This is a genomic window from Granulicella sibirica (assembly GCF_004115155.1).
GTDB lineage: Bacteria > Acidobacteriota > Terriglobia > Terriglobales > Acidobacteriaceae > Edaphobacter > Edaphobacter sibiricus.
Genome location: NZ_RDSM01000001.1, coordinates 2,097,702 through 2,116,707, shown reverse-complemented (window position 1 = coordinate 2,116,707; position 19,006 = coordinate 2,097,702). Strand labels below are relative to the sequence as shown.

At 58.2% G+C, this 19,006-nt stretch carries 12 protein-coding genes; 1 reads left to right on the top strand and 11 read right to left on the bottom strand.

Features of this window, described 5'->3' with window-relative positions:
* Complete coding sequence (locus GRAN_RS08775; RefSeq protein ID WP_128912517.1) at positions 1 to 1,188, top strand: BaiN/RdsA family NAD(P)/FAD-dependent oxidoreductase; 1,188 nt, start codon at positions 1 to 3, stop codon at positions 1,186 to 1,188.
* A gap of 1 nt (position 1,189) precedes the next feature.
* Here GRAN_RS08775 and GRAN_RS08770 read toward each other — a convergent pair whose 3' ends face one another.
* From GRAN_RS08770 to GRAN_RS08720, 11 genes are all read right to left on the bottom strand, one after another.
* Complete coding sequence (locus GRAN_RS08770; RefSeq protein ID WP_128912516.1) at positions 1,190 to 5,563, bottom strand: beta strand repeat-containing protein; 4,374 nt, start codon at positions 5,561 to 5,563, stop codon at positions 1,190 to 1,192.
* Positions 5,564 to 5,990: 427 nt separating this feature from the next.
* A complete protein-coding gene (locus tag GRAN_RS08765; protein WP_128913050.1) occupies positions 5,991 to 7,301 on the bottom strand; it encodes a nucleotide sugar dehydrogenase in 1,311 nt (436 codons plus the stop codon).
* A gap of 71 nt (positions 7,302 to 7,372) precedes the next feature.
* Entirely contained in the window at positions 7,373 to 8,332 is a 960-nt protein-coding gene (locus tag GRAN_RS08760; RefSeq protein ID WP_128912515.1) for an SDR family oxidoreductase, read from the bottom strand.
* A 32-nt stretch (positions 8,333 to 8,364) separates the two neighbouring features.
* Positions 8,365 to 9,348 (bottom strand): aldo/keto reductase, encoded by a 984-nt coding sequence (locus tag GRAN_RS08755; protein WP_128912514.1) that lies wholly within the window; start codon positions 9,346 to 9,348, stop codon positions 8,365 to 8,367.
* A gap of 88 nt (positions 9,349 to 9,436) precedes the next feature.
* Positions 9,437 to 10,861: a deoxyribodipyrimidine photo-lyase gene (locus GRAN_RS08750; protein WP_128912513.1), complete on the bottom strand. Its 1,425-nt coding sequence runs from the start codon at positions 10,859 to 10,861 to the stop codon at positions 9,437 to 9,439.
* Between the two features lie 186 nt (positions 10,862 to 11,047).
* A complete protein-coding gene (locus GRAN_RS08745; protein WP_241654417.1) occupies positions 11,048 to 13,849 on the bottom strand; it encodes a protease pro-enzyme activation domain-containing protein in 2,802 nt (933 codons plus the stop codon).
* A 351-nt stretch (positions 13,850 to 14,200) separates the two neighbouring features.
* A complete protein-coding gene (locus GRAN_RS08740; protein WP_128912511.1) occupies positions 14,201 to 14,536 on the bottom strand; it encodes a cytochrome C oxidase subunit IV family protein in 336 nt (111 codons plus the stop codon).
* A gap of 39 nt (positions 14,537 to 14,575) precedes the next feature.
* The gene (locus GRAN_RS08735; RefSeq protein ID WP_421800783.1) at positions 14,576 to 15,358 is read right to left on the bottom strand and encodes a cytochrome c oxidase subunit 3 family protein; all 783 of its coding nucleotides are present in this window, start codon (positions 15,356 to 15,358) and stop codon (positions 14,576 to 14,578) included.
* Entirely contained in the window at positions 15,351 to 17,024 is a 1,674-nt protein-coding gene (locus tag GRAN_RS08730) for a cytochrome c oxidase subunit I (protein ID WP_128912510.1), read from the bottom strand. The genes GRAN_RS08735 and GRAN_RS08730 overlap by 8 nt, the downstream gene beginning before the upstream one ends.
* The gene (gene coxB, locus GRAN_RS08725) at positions 17,021 to 18,064 is read right to left on the bottom strand and encodes a cytochrome c oxidase subunit II (RefSeq protein WP_128912509.1); all 1,044 of its coding nucleotides are present in this window, start codon (positions 18,062 to 18,064) and stop codon (positions 17,021 to 17,023) included. The genes GRAN_RS08730 and coxB overlap by 4 nt, the downstream gene beginning before the upstream one ends.
* Before the next feature lie 2 nt (positions 18,065 to 18,066).
* Complete coding sequence (locus tag GRAN_RS08720) at positions 18,067 to 18,996, bottom strand: SCO family protein (protein WP_128912508.1); 930 nt, start codon at positions 18,994 to 18,996, stop codon at positions 18,067 to 18,069.
* Between the last annotated feature and the right edge of the window lie 10 nt (positions 18,997 to 19,006).

Genomic DNA, 19,006 nt, shown 5'->3' with positions numbered 1-19,006 from the left:
ATGCAGTCGACCGACGTAGCCATCCTCGGAGCCGGGGCGGCTGGCCTGATGGCGGCCATCGAGTCCGGGCGCCGGGGTCGCCGCACCGTCGTCCTCGACCATGCAGAAAAAGCAGGGAAAAAGATCCTCATCTCCGGAGGAGGCCGCTGCAACTTCACCAATCTAAACTGCCGCCCTGAAAACTTCCTCTCCGCAAACCCGCACTTCGCCAAGTCAGCCCTCGCCCGCTTCACCCCCACCGACATGATCGCGATGGTCGAGCGCCACAAAATTTCTTATCACGAGAAAACACTCGGTCAACTCTTCTGCGACCGCTCCTCCCACGACATCGTCACGATGCTCGAGCGCGAATGCACCGAAGCCAATGTCGCCTTGCGCACCAACGCCCAGATCCTCTCAGTCGATCACGAACCAACTGGAATCTTCCGCCTAAAGCTGAAGAACTCCCCCGATCTCCTCGCCGAATCCATCATCGTCGCCACCGGCGGCCTATCGATCCCAAAAATGGGAGCAACCTCCTTCGGCTACCGTCTCGCCGAACGCTTCGGCCACCGCATCGTCCCTTGTCGCCCCGGCCTCGTCCCCCTCACCTTCACCCCCGAAGACCGCGATCTATGGTGCGACTTATCCGGTCTCTCCACTGAGGTCGTCGCCACCACAACCGCTAAGTCCCGCACCAAACCGGCCTTCCGTGAGAAGCTCCTCATCACCCATCGCGGAATCAGCGGTCCCGCGACCCTCCAGATCTCCTCCTACTGGACCCCAGGCGAACCTCTCGAACTCGATCTCGCACCCGGAACCAAGGTTCTCGATCCACTCCGCGAACAGAACGCACGGCGCGATCCCGCCGCCCTCGCCCAGGCGCTCCGCACAATCTTCCCCGCCCGCCTCGCTGATCGCTGGACCCAGATCAATCAACCCGACGACTGGACCAATCCGAGCCTGGCCGCCCTGGAACAGAAGATCCATTCCTGGAGAATCACTCCCGCAGGCACCGAAGGTTACACCAAAGCCGAGGTCACCGTAGGAGGAGTGGACACCGATCAACTCGACGCCCGGACCCTAGAAAGCCGTCTCGTCCCGAACCTCTACTTCATAGGCGAAGTCATCGACGTCACTGGCTGGCTCGGTGGTTACAACTTCCAATGGGCCTGGGCCTCGGGCGTCAGCGCAGGCCAATCCGCATGAGCTACTGCACGATCAAGGTCAGATTCACCGTCCGTGTCAGCCCGGCGCTCATCGCGGAGACAGCAACGCTGTATGAACCGCTTGGTGTTACTACTCCGCCCGGAGACGACGTTCCCGCTCCCGTCTCCGGAATCAGACGATCGGCGCCGCACCCCGCAAAACCGATCAGCCCCGCGCAGAGCAGGCAGAGGATAAATCCTCTCCAGGATCGTCCAGGGCGATTGTTACGGCGGAAGGCGAATATCCACAACGGAAGCACTGCCTCCAGCCAAATCGTCGTTGCAAACCGGTTCCGCCTGGCTGCGGCACCAGATGCCGAGACGCCCGTGGCGAGCGTCACCGAGATCACGGTCGTCCCGCCAAGCGCAGGATCCTGCGGAGTCACATTGCAGGTCGCATTCGCTGGTGCGCCGGCACAAGCGAAACTCGCGGTTCCAGGCGTGCCGGTAGCCGAGGTGAGAAGAAGAGGAAATTTCCCCGCCACCCCGTTCGACACGCTCACACTCGTCGGTCCGTCCGGCGTAAGCGTGAAATCAATCGCAGTACCGCTGAGCGTCAACGTCTGTGGGGAATTCGCCGCGCTATCGGTGAACGCAAGCGATCCTGTGCGCGTTCCGCCTACTGTGGGGACAAATGCGACTTGGAGAGTGCATGAGGTCGCAACTGCAAGCGTGTTCCCGCAGCCATTGCTCCCACCCAGGATCACGAAGTCTCCCGAGATCGAGGCGCTCTGTAAATTAAGCGCCACACCACCGTTGTTGGTGAGGGTGACGGTCTGCGCAGACGACGTGACGCCTACCGCCGTGGCTCCAAATGCAATCCCTGCAAACGGTGACAGAGAAACGCCGGCGGGAGCGAGCCCGGTCCCGGTCAGCATGACCATCTGGCTGCGAAGCTGATCCGACACGGTGAGCGATCCAGTCTCCGGCCCGACCGTCTTCGGCACGTATGCAAGGGAGATCGCGCAGGCGCTATGACCGTTCAACGAGTTTCCACATCCATTCACTACGGTAAAGTCGCCGGTCGTCCTGTTGGCCGCGATCAAGGTGAGTGGCGTGTCTCCCGAGTTTGTCAGGGTCACTGTCTGGCTCACGCTGGTCGTATTCAGCACCTGCGCTCCAAAGCTGAGCATAAGCGGCGAAAGGTCGTCGGTAGCTAGGGTTTGCGCCGACCCGCTCAGCGAAGCGACCTGCGTGCCCACACTGTCCGTGATCGAAAATCTTCCAGTTCGCACCCCGGACAGGGTCGGATGAAAGACGACGGAAACGGTGCATCCGGTCTGCGAAGCGAGCGATTCACCGCAGGTATTCGCTGAGGGCGCAAAATCCCCGCTTACAGCTGGTGTCTGGAGCGTAACTGACGATTCCCCCGTATTCGAGATCGTGATGTTGATCGGTGCGCTTGTGGAGCCGACGTTTGTCGTCGGAAAAGTCACCGCGATGGGATTCAGTACGATTGCCGCCGCAGATGTGCCCGTCCCGGCCAGAGACACGATCGCTTGCCCGAGCGGGACATTGCCATAGACGGTCAAAAGACCGGAACGAACACCAGACGAAGCAGGCAAAAAACTGACGGAAACGGTGCATGTCGCACCCACAGCTATGGTCACGCCCGGGCCAATACAGTTGTCCGTCTCAACGAAATCGCCCGATGCCGTGACCCCCGTAACGGTCAGGGAAGCGTTTCCGCTGTTTGTGACAGTCACAGTCTGCGAAGCGCTCTCGGTCGCGACCGCCGTATCACCAAAGCTCAGAGTGGTCGGACTCAAAGTGATCGCTGGAACGGCAGGACTCACAGCGGTTAGCAGCGGAATGCGCCACACACCTCTTCCGTAGGTCGCCGCAAGCAACTCCCCCGTTCTTCCATCGCTGGTTGCGACTCCGGCCGAAGCGACAAGCTGAACCACTGGCGCGTTCGGCAGGGCCGTCCCATAAAGGCTCCAGCAGTTCGCAGAAGAGCACATGGCCACCTGCGTGGTGACATATACTCCCGTATCCATGGCAACATACACCGTGTTCGCGTCGTTCGGATCAATGACCACTGAGTTCGCTGGAGCATTCGGCAGATTGCTCGAAAGGTTGGCCCAGCTCCCTCCACCATCGAGAGACCGGTAGAGATGGGGAGCATTCACTCCCCTTCCAGCGAAGCCCATCAAAGTCACGTAAACCGTTCGTCCGGTCGCGTCGTGAGCATCCACGGCAATCGACGAAAGGTCGAAACCTCCAGGGTTGAACTTTCCTCCGTCCGCAATGTCGTTGCTGACGTTCGTTCCTGCTGCATCATGCCAAACCGTAGCTGGACCGGCAGTGTCAGCGCTCGACACCGTCAACAGATGGCCGCCGATGCTTCCTCCGCCGTCCAGCGTTCCGGCAAGGCCGGCATAAAGGACCGTCGCTCCAGCATTCTGTGAAGCTGCCGTACTGCTCGGTGGTCCGCCTGCCCCGAGTGAACGCACGAGAGGGTTGGTGCCTGACACGCATGCTGCGCTCGGAGATCCCGAAAAAAATGCCGACAGCGCATTGCTTCCTGACCAAGCACTCCCACCGGAGGACGGCCCTCGCCAGACGCGGCATGTGCCGGTGATGATGTTCGACGCTAAGACAGGATCGAGCAAAAACGGTGCGTCAACGAGTGCAGCGTCACCCGAGACCTGCGCCGACCCGATCGTCGGAAGGCCTGCAAAGTCGTTGGGCCCGCAGCCCGGTCCTTTGTCGCAAGACGAGATGCTCACCCCAGATCCAGTCGAGATGAACAGGTTGAGAGGATTCGTCTGATCAATCGCGACCGTTCCACCCTCACCAGTTGCAAGCTGGACCCACGGCTCCAAGGCGGACGCGTTCGACGTCAACGCCGTTCCGTTCGCGCCTACCCCGAGCAGGAGAGTATTCCCGTCGGTCGGACTCGAAGCCAGACTGACCGACTCGGCAAGCGATCCAAGCGAGCCGTTGAGATTGTCGAAGTGGGTAGCATCGTCCGCTGAACAAGCCAAACCGGTCTGCGCGACTCCATCCACCGAACGCCAGAGACCACCATCATTTCCGAGATACACCAGAGGCTCTGCCAGTTCTGCGATAGCAATCGCATGTTGCGCTGATGCGACCTTTGCCGGCGCAAGACATCCGTTCATAGCGTTCGTAGTATTCCGGAGAAGGCATGTTGCACCCTGCCCATTGGTAAGCGTGCATCGGTAAAGGTCTTCCGTGCCCACAAACAGCAACGTGTTCACTGTATCGCCGGACGCCACGGGCACAGCGGTCAGGGCGAGGTCGTAGTCTGCCTGGGGAATCTCCGTGCTTCCTGATCCGCGTTCGAGGGGAGTCGAGGCGATCTGCGTACCGAAGGTGATCTGCTGGCTGGCGCATCCAGGGCCGGAAGCTCCACAGACATCCTGCCAGAGCCCCTGGTCAAGGTTATTGCTGTCGACCGTGAGGGCGAACGTATCGCCTGTCACTGGCTGCACCGCGAGCGATCCTCGAAAGATTGGGCAGTCGGAGGATCCTGGTCCAAGGTGTTGCGCCGGACATGCGACGGAAGTCAGTCCCGAACCCGGCTGCCTATCGAGACGCGTCCAGGTTGCACCATCCGGCGAGGAGTAGTAACCGTGGTAGCGGATCGCTGCCAGGAATTCCTGGCGTATTGGATTCCAGACGACAGAGGTTGCGGCACTCCCGTTCCCGTCGTCACCGAGTACAAGCGGGCTCTGCACGATCTGTGATCCGTCCATGACCGTTGACAGCTCCCAAGTCGCGCCCGCGTCGGTTGAGTAGTAAAGTCCGAGGACGCTGTTACTGGCTGGATCGTTCTCGAGCAAGCCTTCGCGTGACTGGCTCATCGCCGCGACCACGAGACCGCTCGTCGCCGTACTCCAGGCGAAACCTGCTGCTCCAAGCCCCGTAAAGGAGTGGCTGCCTGCAAAGCCGTCAGAGCCCCCGACGGCAATCGTCCACGTGCTTCCCCCATCGACGGAGCGGAGGATACCCGACCCGTAATAGGAGTCTGTCGCGTCATTCGGATCTCCCGTTCCAGCGAGGATTGCCGCACCAAGGCCCACCCCAGGTTGAACGGTGAGGGCTCCGATGGAAAGTGAAGGAGTAACAAACGACCTCAGGTTCGCGGCAAATACCGGAAGGACGTCCGTCAGCGGGAGGAACTTTACGTTGCCCACAGGTCCTGCGGCGTTTATGGATTTCCAGACACCTCCGCCAGAGCTACCGAGGTACACCGTATTCCCTGTCACGTCCGCAGGATCTACTGCAATGGCGGTCACCCTACCGGTGACGTTGCCGAAGGCCGTTGTCGCGACTTGATTCGGTCCGGCTGATGTCCACGCAGCACCAAGCCCAGTAATCCTGGGTGCGAGCACAGCGCCTGGCATGAACGCAGCCGACTGTTGGCCCGCTGCGAACGTCGTGTAGCTTCTCGTCCGTGAATTCTCCGAGACGATTTTTTCTGCGGTTGAGCGGCCATTGAGAAAGCGTTGAGCACGCTGACGGTAATCCAGGACGGGTGAACTCCTGATCTGGCCCGCTCTTGATGGAAGATTTTGGGTTGAAAGCGGCGGATTCTGCGCTCCGACATACGCCCCTAACGCGGATAGCAGCAGGAATGTCGCCCACGACAACGCGCACCGGAGGACGGATGATCGGACGTGGTCGAACGGGCGCATGGTCGTAGAAGAGCTCAGCGGAAACGCAGCGCAAACCTATCGTGCGTTACCACTGCCGCCCTGTCAACGCCAGGGAACAAGAATGCCGAAATTTACAGGAGGCCGGAAGGAATACCCGTCCGTGTAGATCGTCCCACTAGCAGCGCACGATCTTCGTGGACACGATGCCCCGGGTTGCGTTGCGCGAGTCGATGACTAGTCTCGCGTCTCGAACGATCGAGCGATAGTCGTAGGTGCTATGGTCGGTCGCGATCAAAACACAGTCGTACCGCTCGAGATTCTCCAAAGGAGTCGACTTGAGATGAAGCTCATATTTCCTTCCCTTGCCAACGGTTGGGAAGAATGGATCGTTGTAGCGAACATCAGCCCCCGCACGCTGCAACAACTCGATAATCGTCAGCGCAGGCGATTCGCGCAGATCGTCCACGTCGCGTTTATAGGCAACGCCGAGTACCAGAATTTTCGCATCCGCCAAAGACATTTCAACTCGTCCGAGCGCACGCTCAGCCGCCTGAACGACATAGAGTGGCATCGATTCATTAACCTCGCCCGCGAGTTCGATGAATCGCGTTTGAAAGCCAAACTCCTTCGCCTTCCAGGTCAGATAGAACGGGTCCACCGGGATGCAATGCCCCCCGACTCCAGGACCGGGCTGGAAGGCCTGAAACCCGAACGGCTTCGTGCCGGCTGCCGCGATCACCTCCCAGATGTCGATACCCATGGGCTCGCTCATCTGTTTCAGTTCGTTCACCAGCGCGATGTTGACGCAGCGGTAAATATTCTCAAGCAACTTGGTCATCTCCGCCGCAGCCGGACTCGACACCGGTACCGTCCGGTTGAAGACTGTTCCGTAGAGTGCTGATGCGGCTTTGGTGGCGACTCCATTTACGCCGCCAACGACCTTGGGAATATCGCGACGCGGAGTGACCATATTTCCAGGATCCTCGCGCTCGGGTGAGAAGGCGACCAGGACGCCGTCGAGTTCTTCCTGATCGCTGCGCATCACTGAGATACCGAGTCTGCGTCCATGGCGTTCAATCGTCTCCACAACTATCTCTTCTGTTGTTCCGGGATAAGTCGTGCTCTCAAGAACGACCAGTTGTCCGGGATAAACATGCGGCGCGAGAGCCTCCATCGTGGAAACGACGTAGCTCATGTCCGGCGTGTGATCTTCATGCAGAGGCGTCGGCACACAGATCAAGACGGCGTCCATCTGCGCAATCCGCGAAAAATCCGACGTCGCCTCAAACCCGCTCTCCTGCGCCTTCGCTATATGCGCCGATTCAATTCGATGGATATACGATCTGCCGTCGTTCAGTTTCTGCACTTTCTCAAAGTCGATATCGAAGCCGGTAACACGAAAGCGCTCCTCGCTGAAGAGAAGGGTCAGCGGCAAACCAACATAACCGAGTCCGATGATCCCAATGCGGGCCGTACGATCTTCAATCCCTGCGAGCCATTCGGAAAAGGTATGACAGTAGGTGCGGGATGCTCCCGTAACAACAAGGGGAAGTGTACTCAATGCGTCAACTCCATTTCGGTTTGTGTCTTGTACCAGGCCACGGTGCGCCTAAGCCCTTCTTCAAAGCCGAGTTCGGGGGCATACCCAAATGCCTCACGTGCGGCCGAGATATCGGCAAGCGAGTCTCGCACGTCACCGGCGCGTTCCGGTCCGTACTTTGGACCGCGAGCATAGTTGAGCAAACCCGCAAGTAGACCAAAGGTTTCGTTCAGCGTGTGACGTTCACCACATGCGACATTGAAGACGCGGCCAGCCACCTTCTCGGCCAGGGCCGAAGCCGCCAGCAGGTTAGCCTGGACTACGTTCGCGATGTAAGTGAAGTCGCGACCCTGCTCTCCATCTCCAAAGATGACCGGCTGTTCTCCCCGCATCATCTGCAAAATGAAGCGCGCCATCACACCGGAGTACGGCGAATCCGGAACTTGCCTCGGACCGAAGATGTTGAAGTAGCGCAGGCAAACCGTCTCGATGCCATAGACTTGCCAGTACGACTGCAGGTAAAGCTCGCAGGTAAGTTTCTGGACAGCGTAGGGCGATAGAGGCTTTGGTGCCATCGTCTCCACGCGGGGAAAGCCCGGCTGGTCCCCATAGGCCGACGATGAAGCTGCGTACACGATGCGCTTTACCCCCGCCAACCTCGCCCCTTCGAGCAGGTTGAACGTCCCATCGATATTGGTTTCGTGACTTGGCCGCGGCTCCTTGACCGAGCGCGGAACGCTAGGAAGCGCACCCTCGTGAAAGATCGTGTCGACCCCCTCACAAGCTTCCGCAACCCGTTCCTCATCCCGCAAATCAACGACGCGAACGTCGATGCGATCCGCCACGCCGGCCAAATTCCGCCGGCTTCCGGTTGCGAAGTTATCCAGTCCGCGCACCTCGTGGCCCTGTTGAACTAAAGCGTCGGCGAGATGCGATCCGATAAAGCCGGCGATACCGGTGACAAGCATGACAGCCAAGGTGAACCCTCAAACGATAGACGCAGCTACAACTAGTTATGGCCAAGCACGGGGTGCGGTGTGTATGGCTCTTCGAGCCTCTTGATCTCTTCTTCGGAGAGCTTGATCGGCAGAGAGCCAATCGCATCGTCAAGCTGATACTGTTTGCTCGCCCCGATGATCGGCGACGAAACTGCCTTCTTCGACAGAACCCATGCCAGCGCAATCTGGGCCGGCTTCACGCCGCGCTCGTTTGCGACCTCGTTGACGCGCTCCACGACCGTATAGTCTGCATCGTTGTAGAGCGAGCGACCGAAGTCATCCGTCTGTGCCCGCAGCGTGCTGCCGTTCTCGTCGCCAGGCTTTCGGTTACCCGCAAGAAATCCCCTGGCGAGCGGGCTCCATGGAACGAGGCCGATCCCTTCCGACTCGCACAGAGGAATCATCTCGCGTTCTTCCTCGCGATAGACGAGGTTATAGTGGTTCTGCATCGTCACGAAGTGCGCCAGGCCATTCTGCTTCTGGAACTCCAGCATCTTTAGAAACTGCCACGCATACATGGACGATCCACCGAGATAGAGAACCTTTCCCGCCCGCACCACATCATCCAGCGCCGTAAGCGTCTCCTCAATCGGCGTGTACGGATCGAAACGATGAATCTGGTAAAGATCGATATAGTCCGTCCCCAGGCGCTTCAACGACCGGTCCACCGACTGCATGATGTGTTTCCGAGACAGCCCTTTGTCGTTCGGATCCTTGCTCATAGGGTTGAAGACTTTCGTCGCAATCACTAGTTCATCGCGCGCCGGCCCGTACTCCTTAAGGAGCTTTCCCGTGATCTCCTCGCTTACCCCGAGCGAGTACACATCCGCCGTATCGAAAAAGTTGATCCCTGCCTCGATAGCCGCCTTTACGAAAGGGCGCGCGTCGTCTTCCTCCAGCACCCACTGTCTCCAGCTCTTCGAGCCGTAGGTCATCATTCCCAGACAGATGCGCGAAACTGTTACGCCAGTTGAGCCAAGCTTTCCGTAATCCATGATTCTTTGGATGGCAAACCAGCGTCTGGCGATGCGGCCGACCACGTCAAAAACGGCCCGATTTGCCCTTTTTGCCGAGATTCGACTCTTACTCCCGCAACGCGTTCATCTGACGGATATACGCCTTCGAATCGAACTTCTTTCCTGTTGACGCGCCCGACATGTAACGGCGCTTACCGAACACAGGCCGGCTTCCCCACGCACGATCGAACTTTCCCACGATGGCCCAGGCCACCCCTGCATATCCGTTTGGATCTCGGCCATCGATGAAATATTTGTCGTTCAGATAGATGGCATGCTTCATCGCCGTTTGCACATCCGGAGTCCACTCGAGAATCTTCTTGGCCCAATACATTCGCAGATAGTTGTGCATCCAGCCGTGTCGCACCATCTGAATCTGCGCCGCATTCCAAAGTTCGTCGTACGTCTGTCCAAGCTCAAGTTCCTTGAGCGAATACAAGTGCTCTCGTTCATCCCGCGCATGCTCTGCGATCGTCTTCCGTGACCACTCCTCCGCGCAATCGGCGGTGTCGTAGGTGTCCGGAGAATACTTCACGAAGTTCACAGCCAGTTCCCGCCACGCGATCAACTCGTTAAAGTAGCTGTCTCGCGCGGACTGAAGCTTCGGATTCGCCGCCGCCGCCGCATCGATGGCCAGCGCGATCGTCTGTGGCCCAATGTGTCCAAAGTGCAGGTACGGAGACATTGCGGAGGTCCCATCCGTCTCCGGACGATTCCGCTGCGTTTCACAATCATGCAGCATCGTCTCCGTAAAGAGCTTCAGCCGCGCCAACGCCGCGTGCGTGCCACCTTTCCAAGCTGCAACCGGCCGAACACTCCGATCGAAATCCTTCCAGCCTGCCGTTATGTCCTCGTGTACGGAATCAGACTTGAAGCCACGCGGTCTCTTCCAACTGGCTATTGCGCAAGGATTCTCATAGGGCCTGAGAAACTCAGGCAGGGCCCGGTAGAGTCTCGGCCGAATCGTGTAAGCCCCGTATTGCGCCTTGCCGATCAGCTTCGACGGTACGATGACATCCGTATCGACCGTATAGAAAGGAATTGGAACACTCGCCGCAATGTCGCGCCGCCAACGCTCCGGCTCGCGCATGGGGTTCTCATCCCCAATCAGGATCGCCGCCTTCACATCCACCAGGAGCTGTCGCAGAGATTCGCTTGGAGCCTTCCGCATAAGGAAGGTGATATTTCGCTTGGCCAGGTCGCCTTCGATATCTGGCAGGCCCTGGTTGAGAAAGACGTAGTGCCGCAGATTCGCATGGGGAAAGTTCGAGATTCCGGCGAAATAGACGACTAGAGGGAGCGACATCTCATTCGCTACGGCCACGGCGAGGTTGACGGCATGGTTGTCGATCCCGCGCTGCGCCCGCTGCATCCAGTACACGACACACTTGCCCTTGCGGTCTGGTTCGCCCCCGCGTCTCTCGGTCACCCGAGCCCCGGACAGTACTTCCTGAAGTTCTTTCGAGGCCCATCCCGCGTTTACAGCGCTCATCCTTCTACGCTACGCTCGGGCGCGACGAGCAAGGCGAAGAACGCCTTCTCGTTTTGACGACATTGCACTAGGAACCCGCACCGCTAAGCATGCGCAAACTTTCAACCCTGACTAGAGCGCCTTATGCCAATGGCTCCGGGCATCGCGCGGTCGTCCCGCATGCCCGGAGTCTTCATGGAGCCGCCGCTAATCGATCGTCAACGTGAACGTACTGGAGGCGGTAATGGCCGTGTTCGCGGTGTCGGTCCCGACCAGCGTTAGGGTGTATGTACCCTTGGTTGCATTGGTCGACGTGGTGGTAGTCGTGGTGGTCGTCGTGGTCGTATTGCTGCCGCTCCCGCCGCATCCAGACAGACCGAAGCCCAGCACCCCAATGGATACGACGGCAAGTAAGAGACGCAATACTGGCCGCCGACGTTGGGCCAGGAGTGCAAGCAACCCGGCAAATGCGACCGCAGTTGGCATGGACCCTGACCGTGAAGGAGCCGGGGACGGCGCACGGTTATCGGTGATTTGCCCATTGCCGAGCTTCCGCAAGCCAGCGCCTCCAACCACGGAGGAACTCGCGCAGAGCGAAGAACTCGTTGCGATGGTCAATGAAGTGGTGACCGCAGCCGTCCCGGGAACAGTCAAGTTGTTGATGGTGTAGCAGGCATTCGTGAGCGACGCATTTGTCGAAAGTGTCCAGCTGAGAGTACCTGTATACCCGCCCGCTGGAGTGACTGTCACGGTCGAACTCCCGGAAGACCCGTCAGCTACCGTCAGTGAAGGCGCGGACACTATAAAGGTTCCCGTGGATGAAGTCGTGGCGCCAATGGAAAGAGCGAGAGAGCCAGTTGATGAGGCATAGATGGAGTCACCGGAATAAGTCGCCTCAATGACATGGGCACCAGCTGTCGTCGAGGTAAAGGTGTAAGTTGCGACTCCATTCGTCAGCGCGAGTGTCGAGGCCGCAGTCGTCCCGTCGACCACCAGCATCAGACTGCCCGTCGGAGTTGTGGTGAACGTAGTCGACGAGGGCGCAACCGTGAACGTAATCACATCCGCCGCCCCGGACGTCGGTGAAAGCGTCGCCGCGGAGAGTGTAGTAGAAGATGCCTGCAAAGTTGTGGCAGAGGTCGTCGGCCACGCGGTAAGCAGAATGTTCAGGTCGACAGAACCAAGGCCAGATGCCTCATCATATCCAGTACCGGCGGCGTAGGCAGAAGCACCTGTTGAGTTGCAATACACCGTGGTTGACGACGAGCCCGCCGTACACTGGTTGCCGCCGGTCACCGTATCATGGAAGGCCGTTGAGTACGTCGCAGAGTTCGAGGCGAGCGTGTAGAGTGTGGGGTTGATTACGCCCTGCCCCGTCGAGTTACGGCTCTGGTTGATGATCGCCAGCATGCCGGCGAAGATCGGGGCGGCAAAGCTCGTTCCGCCAGCGACTGTAAGGCTGGCATCCGAACTATCGCGGAAACCATTGGAGCAACTTCCGGTAATTCCGGTAGATTGCGTATCGCTCGAGCAGTAGAGATACCCGGCATTGTTCGGGGATGACGCAAGCGAGATGTCGGGAACCAATCGAAAACTGCCCGATGGGATGCCTGTCACGCCGGTCTGCCAACTCGGTCGCGCGGTGAATTGACTAGTTCCCCCGCCACCAGACGAAATGCCGTCCGTGGAGGAGTCGTCGTTCCAGACCATCTCCGGAATGTAGGAAAGCGCGGAACTGATCACATCGCTTCCGCTCGCCGCGGTCCAGTACGTTGTGTTCCCCGTGGCCACATCCGCCGCGAGATACTCCGTTCCACCCATTCCGGTCACATACTGACTGCTGGCGGGAAAGTCGACAGCAAGTGCGAGTTGTTGGGCCGAGGTGAGCCCCGTCTGTTCATAACAGTCGGTCGAGCCGTCATCTCCTGCGGCCGCGATGACAGTCTGTCCCTGCGTTGACGCTTGCTGGAGAATCGCGTTCAGGGAAGCGTAATCCGCGGCACCAAGGGCCGTCTCACACTCTCCGTAGCTGGAACTGATGATTGGGGAGAGGCGCTCGTCGACAGCGTATTGCAGGGAGTCGAAGACCCCGTAGTTTTGGTTATTTCCCGTGTAGACGAAGTAGATCGTCGCACCTTTGGCGATCCCGCCCGAGTACTCCAGATCAAGATCCGACTCGCCCTCGTCTCCAGTCACGGGAGATGCCGTAGTTCCAGAGCCCGGGACGAGGATAGGGGTAGGGGCCTTAACGGTGAGGCCTGCAGCCGTTTGGAAGTTGCTGATGTCCGTCAGAACAACCGAGGACTGCCCAACGATTGCGATGGACTGGTTTGTCCCCGTGTACCCCGCGTTGTAGGCCGCGTTGATGTCATAGATGGTTGCAACATCCTTCGGAGTAACGAAGTGTGAACCTGACTGACTTGAGGTAAAGTTCGCCTTGACCGTCTCCGGGGTCATGAACTTCACATGCGCTTTGGGGCGAAAGTCTGAAACGTTCCCTATTGTAAGAATGCTTGCCGAAAACGCCGCTGGAACGCTCAGGCTTCCCAGCGGGGCAAAGTGCGTGTCGCCGTTCGTGGTGAAGTAGTGAATAGGCGCGCCGAACGCCACTTCAACCTGCGCCGCCGTTCCGGAGAAGGTGATCCGGTCACGGCTGCGTGACACGTGATCGACCGTGAACCCTTCCTGCTGCAACCACCCCTCGACCTTCGCGATATCCGCGTCCGCGGCCCCGAACCGACTCGCGAACTGGTCTGGGGTCAACCACTGATGGTACAAAGGCGACGACGGATTCTGCTGGGCCGCAATAAGCGTCTCGAGCGCGGCGGACTGGGCGTCGGACCGAGAGAAGACAAAGCTCATACCCTGTAGCTTCATATCTGAGGCCACCTTGCCCGCATCGTTATCGGCGCGAGCTCTGGGTAGGGCCGACCCCTGGATCAGGGCCCGGTTCGAGTTCACGACCTCTGCGGTGATACGCGCCTGCGGCTTCTGCGCGACGGCTGTCAAGGACGGGGCCAAGATAACCAAGGTTGCGGCCAAGCCCGCACGTCTAGCCGCCCTCAACACACTCCAATACGTCATCATGAAAAAGCTCCGAAGGATCCCTGCGCGCATTCTACGGTAACGCGACCTTGGTGACTTCTAAACGCGGACACGAATGCTTTGAGCACCCCCATTTTAGAAAGGCACGCCTTCTTGAGACGCGATTATTGGAACGAAGTTTCGCCCGCACCATCCGAATCGAAGTACTTCAACCGGCAAAGATAGGCAGCCCGACCCTGAGGAGTCGGTGCGACAGCCATCCAGGCGCAGAAAAGGCGCCCGGGGGGGCGCCCTTTCCTCAGGAATACGCCTACCTTACCAGTTGCCCCAGGCGCGGCTGATGTAGTCGCTCATTGTCATCATGATCAGGACGAAGAAGGTAAAGAAGCCTGCCCCAACGGTCATCTTGATCAGACGCGACTGATACTTCACGTGCATGAAGAAGAGAATGACGACGACGGCCTTGAAGCTCGCGATCCCAAGCGCGATCACGGGGTTGAGCCACTTCAAATCGACATATGCAGCACCCACTGTAATCGCGGTGAACACGAGCAGTGTGCCGAAGACGTACGAATACTGGAGCGGCGAGACGATGTGATGATCTGCGTGTTCCGGATCGGTCACATTGGATTCATCATGAACTTCGGACATTATTTGTGGCCTTTCCGCGCGCGCAGCGCGACACGGTTTCTATTTCAATGGATGCCGGTTGATGAGATACAGCAAAGGAAAGAGGAAGAGCCACACGATATCGACGAAATGCCAATACAAGCCAAAATTCTCGATAGGAGCGACATAACCATTCGAGAACTCAAACCTGTGCGCTCTCCATGTGAGCCAGCCAAGGACCGCAATTCCAATGATCATATGCAGCGCGTGCATACCCGTCATTGCAAAGTAAAGGAAAAAGAAGACCTGAGTCTTCTGGGCCATATCGGGAGCGAGTGGTTCTTCCGTCGCCTTACCCGTCTTCGCGTCGATTGGGGGGTTAACAAACTCCGAGATGTCAAAACTCGACCCCGGAATATGGTGCTTTTCCCACTTCTCGTGGTACTCCACGCCCTTTACGCCAAGAAAGACGACGCCGAAGAATGTGGTGAGTATCAACATCGCAACGAGCATCGTCTTCTGCCGCACTTCAGCGTAATAGACGCCGAGAGCCATGCAGAAACCCGAAGAAATTAGAATAACGGTGTTGAACGCACCCAGCGGCACCGACAATTGATTGGACGCCGAGGCGAACGCCGGATAGTACCAGTTCCTGTAAAGCAGGTAAGCGAAGAACAACCCGCCGAAGAACATGATTTCGGTCAGCAGAAAGAGCCACATACCGAAGCTTCCGGCTTCGCGCTGCTGATTCTCGGTCTCGAAATGGTGGCGATGCTGCGGCAGCACAACGTGCTCATCATGAACATGGGGATGCTCAAGCGTCGGGTGCAGCGAATCATGTGTGGTTGCGATCGTGTTAGCCAACGGTCGTTACCTCTTGTTCTGTCTTGTGAGCCAGCCACTCGTAATCGTATGCTTCGTGATCCATAATTGGGGTCACAAGGAAATTCTCGGTAAGCGGAGGAGACTGAATCTGCCACTCAAGTCCGGTCGCCTGCCACGGATTGTTCCCAGCGATCGCGCCATATTTCAGCGACCATCCGAGGTAAATCATCGGCAGCAAATAGCCCACGCCCAAGACAGTCGCGCCAGCCGTCGAGAGAACATTCAGCACCTGGAACTCTTGTGGGTATGAGTGATAGCGGCGCGGCATACCCAGATAGCCCAGGATGAACTGCGGAAGGAATGTAAGGTTGAAGCCGATGAACGTCGTTACAGCCGCAAGCTTCGAGAGCGACTCTGGATACATCCGGCCGGTCATCTTCGGCCACCAAAAGTGCACGCCGGCCAGGAACGCCATCAGCATCCCTCCCACCATGACGAAGTGGAAGTGAGCCACGATGAAGTAGGTCTCGGTCAGGTGAATGTCCATTCCAAGCGACCCGAGGAACACGCCCGTCAGACCGCCGATCGTGAAGAGCCCCATAAATCCGAACGCGTAAAGCATGGGAGTCTCGAACGTAAGCGAGCCCTTCTGCAGCGTGAATGCCCAGTTGAAAATCTTGATTGCCGAAGGGACCGCGACGAGCATCGTGAGCAGCGAGAAGACCAGGGCCGAGTAATTCGACACACCCATGATGAACATATGGTGCGCCCATACGAAGAACCCGAACAGAGCAATGGCCACTGAGGAGAACGCGACGGCTGTGTATCCGAACACCCGCTTCCGGCTAAAGGTACTGATCACTTCCGAGATCACGCCCATACCCGGAAGGATCATGATGTACACCGCCGGGTGCGAGTAGAACCAGAAGAGATGCTGGAAGAGGAGCGGGTCACCACCCTTGGTCGGGTCGAAAACACCAATCCCGATCGTCCGTTCAAGGGCCACAAGCACGATCGCAATCGCGAGTACCGGGGTTCCAAGTACCATCAGGATGGAGGCCGCGTAGTTGGACCAGACGAACAGAGGCATCCGAAACCACGTCATACCCGGAGCGCGCATGCGGTGGATTGTCACGATGAAGTTCAGCCCGGTAAAGATGGAACTGAAGCCAGCGATGAATATCGCGGTCGCCGCCGTAATCACATGCGTATTCAGGTAGTGCGTCGACAGGGGAGTAGTAAATGTCCAGCCCGTATCCACGCCACCGAGCACGAGTGCAGCTAGCGTAAACGTTCCGCCAGCCATGTACAGATACCAGCTCAGCAAGTTGATCTTCGGAAACGCCAGATCTTTCGCGCCCAGCATGATCGGGATGAGGAAGTTTCCAAGCGTCGCCGGAACCGATGGCACCAGAAACAGGAAGATCATGATGATGCCATGCATCGTGAAGAACTTGTTATACGTGTCCGAGGCCACCAGGTCCGGCTGCGGCGTCAGCAACTCCAGCCGGATCAGGCCGGCGAACGCGCCGCCGATGAAGAAGAAGAACGTGATCGAAAACAGGTACAGCATCGCAATCCGCTTATGATCGCCCGTGAAGAGCCAGCTCAACAGCCCATGCTCGGCATTGAGATAGTTCCTCTTCGGAAGCGTCGCGGTGGCCTGATCCGGAAGATTCAAGATCGTAGTCGTTGAGGTACTCATGGCTTCACCATCCCCGACGCTGTCGGCGCCGTCTGATCGGACTGCGAGGTGACCAGCGTCTGCTGGACACGGTAGTTAGTTGGCATATTCTTCACAAATTCGACGAGATCGATCAGACCGTCCTCGCTGATCTGTCCCTGATAAGTCGGCATGATCGGAGCGAAGCCGGCCGTAACGTGCTGTGACGGGTTGAGGATAGCATCCCGGAGGTAGGCATCGTTCACCAGAACCTGCGAGCCATTCGCCAGTTGCAGCTTCGATCCGTAGACACCAGCGAGATTCGGCCCGCGTGCGGCGGCGGATCCTGAATGGCACGCATTGCAGCCCATGCTGGCAAACAACCGTTCCCCGTTCTGCGCAAGAGACATTCCGCTCGTCGACTCTTGAGTCCACTTTTGGTAGTCGTCTGGCGTGAGCGCGGTTACTTCACCGATCATCCCGGAGTGTTGCGTTCCGCAGTATTGGGTGCAAAAGATGTGATACGTACCCGGGGTCGTAGCCTCGAACCACACCGTCGAATAGCGTCCGGGAATCACCTCGCGCTTGACGCGGAAATCCGGGATCGAGAAGCTGTGGAACACGTCCTGTGAAATCATCGTGAGCTGAACCGGTTTCCCGATAGGAACGTGCAGCGCGTTGATCTCGTGCTGCCCCCCTGGATGCTCGGCCTTCCACATCCACTGCTTGCCGACAACATAAATGTTCATCGCGTTGACCGGCGGGGAGTAGATGCGGAAATAAAGGAGCGCTCCCCAAACGAAACAGACCAGGAAGATCGCGAGAGGAATGATCGTCCACGTCGCCTCGAGGAGGGTCGATCCTTCAATGTGCGTCGCCACCGGATTCCGCTCTTTGCGATAGCGGATCGAGAAGAACGTCAGCAATGCGCCTACCAAGACGAGACCGAGAATCGTCATCGCCAGAAGGAAGAAGTAAAGCGCGTCCATGTAAGGCGCTATCGTGGACGCCTCTCGCGGGAACAACGCGGAGGCGGTGAGCCACTTCACCAGAAATTGCCACAAGACTGGACTGATATGCATCGTTACCCTTTATCCGTTGTATCTCTTGTCAGGTCGTGGTCACGCCCGAGCTTCAAATCCCGCCGAAACATCAGGAAGATAAATCCACCGAGTCCAGCCATCGTCACCATGCCGCCGAACTGCACCACGCGCGCCACGATCAGGGAGTGCTTGTTGGTCGTCGGATCATAGTGGTAGCAGTACGTCAGAATATTTGCGACGGGCGAACCAATCTTGTTTCCCGAAGCGTCGATTAGCCCAAGCAGCACGTCTTTCGGCGAGTACTCCACGCCCAGGTAGTATTGGGCGACCTTACCGCTCGTCGTGACCAATTCAATAGAACTCGCATGGGCGAATTGCGAAAGCCTTCCATCCAGCCCAGGAACCTTGACGTATCCAAAACCGATTGCGGACGAAACCGCGTCGATCGCCGGGGTCTGTCCAGTCAGGAAATGCCATCCGGCCGCCGTCTCGGGATGTCCATAACGCTTGAGATAAAATTCTTTCTTCTTCGCCGCAAGCGCCGGGGTTTCGGTTGGATCAATGCTGATGATCACGACCTCGAAGTCCTTACCCGGAATGAGCTTCACCATCTCGAGCGCGCCCGTTAGGCCATCCAGTTCTTCCGAGCAAAGCATCGGGCAGTTGTAGTACACCATCGAAACGATTGCCGGATGCTTTCCGAAGTAGTTACCCAGCGTAACCTGCTTGCCGGTGTCGTCGATGAAGGCCGCATTCATTGGGAGCTGCTGGTTGAGGTGCTGCTCCACCCCAACTTTCTGAAGAACTGTCGGGAGCTGATCGCCGGTATTCTGGCCTGTCTCTTTGTCGCCGTAGGACGATACTTGGGCACCCAGCAGGCCAGAGTGTAGACAGACCGAAAACGCAAGACCCGCCAACAGCGGCATCCGCCACCCGCGTTGCTTCATCCGGTTTGTCTCCGCCAGCTTCATATTGTCTCTT

Bases quoted from the DNA above. Each gene is read 5' to 3' on its own strand.
- GRAN_RS08775 (WP_128912517.1), top strand. From the start codon at position 1: ATGCAGTCGACCGACGTAGCCATCCTCGGAGCCGGGGCGGCTGGCCTG.
- GRAN_RS08770 (WP_128912516.1), bottom strand. From the start codon at position 5,563: ATGCCAGGCGCTGTGCTCGCACCCAGGATTACTGGGCTTGGTGCTGCG.
- GRAN_RS08755 (WP_128912514.1), bottom strand. From the start codon at position 9,348: ATGGATTACGGAAAGCTTGGCTCAACTGGCGTAACAGTTTCGCGCATC.
- GRAN_RS08750 (WP_128912513.1), bottom strand. From the start codon at position 10,861: ATGAGCGCTGTAAACGCGGGATGGGCCTCGAAAGAACTTCAGGAAGTA.
- GRAN_RS08740 (WP_128912511.1), bottom strand. From the start codon at position 14,536: ATGTCCGAAGTTCATGATGAATCCAATGTGACCGATCCGGAACACGCA.
- GRAN_RS08730 (WP_128912510.1), bottom strand. From the start codon at position 17,024: ATGAGTACCTCAACGACTACGATCTTGAATCTTCCGGATCAGGCCACC.
- coxB (WP_128912509.1), bottom strand. From the start codon at position 18,064: ATGCATATCAGTCCAGTCTTGTGGCAATTTCTGGTGAAGTGGCTCACC.
- GRAN_RS08720 (WP_128912508.1), bottom strand. From the start codon at position 18,996: ATGAAGCTGGCGGAGACAAACCGGATGAAGCAACGCGGGTGGCGGATG.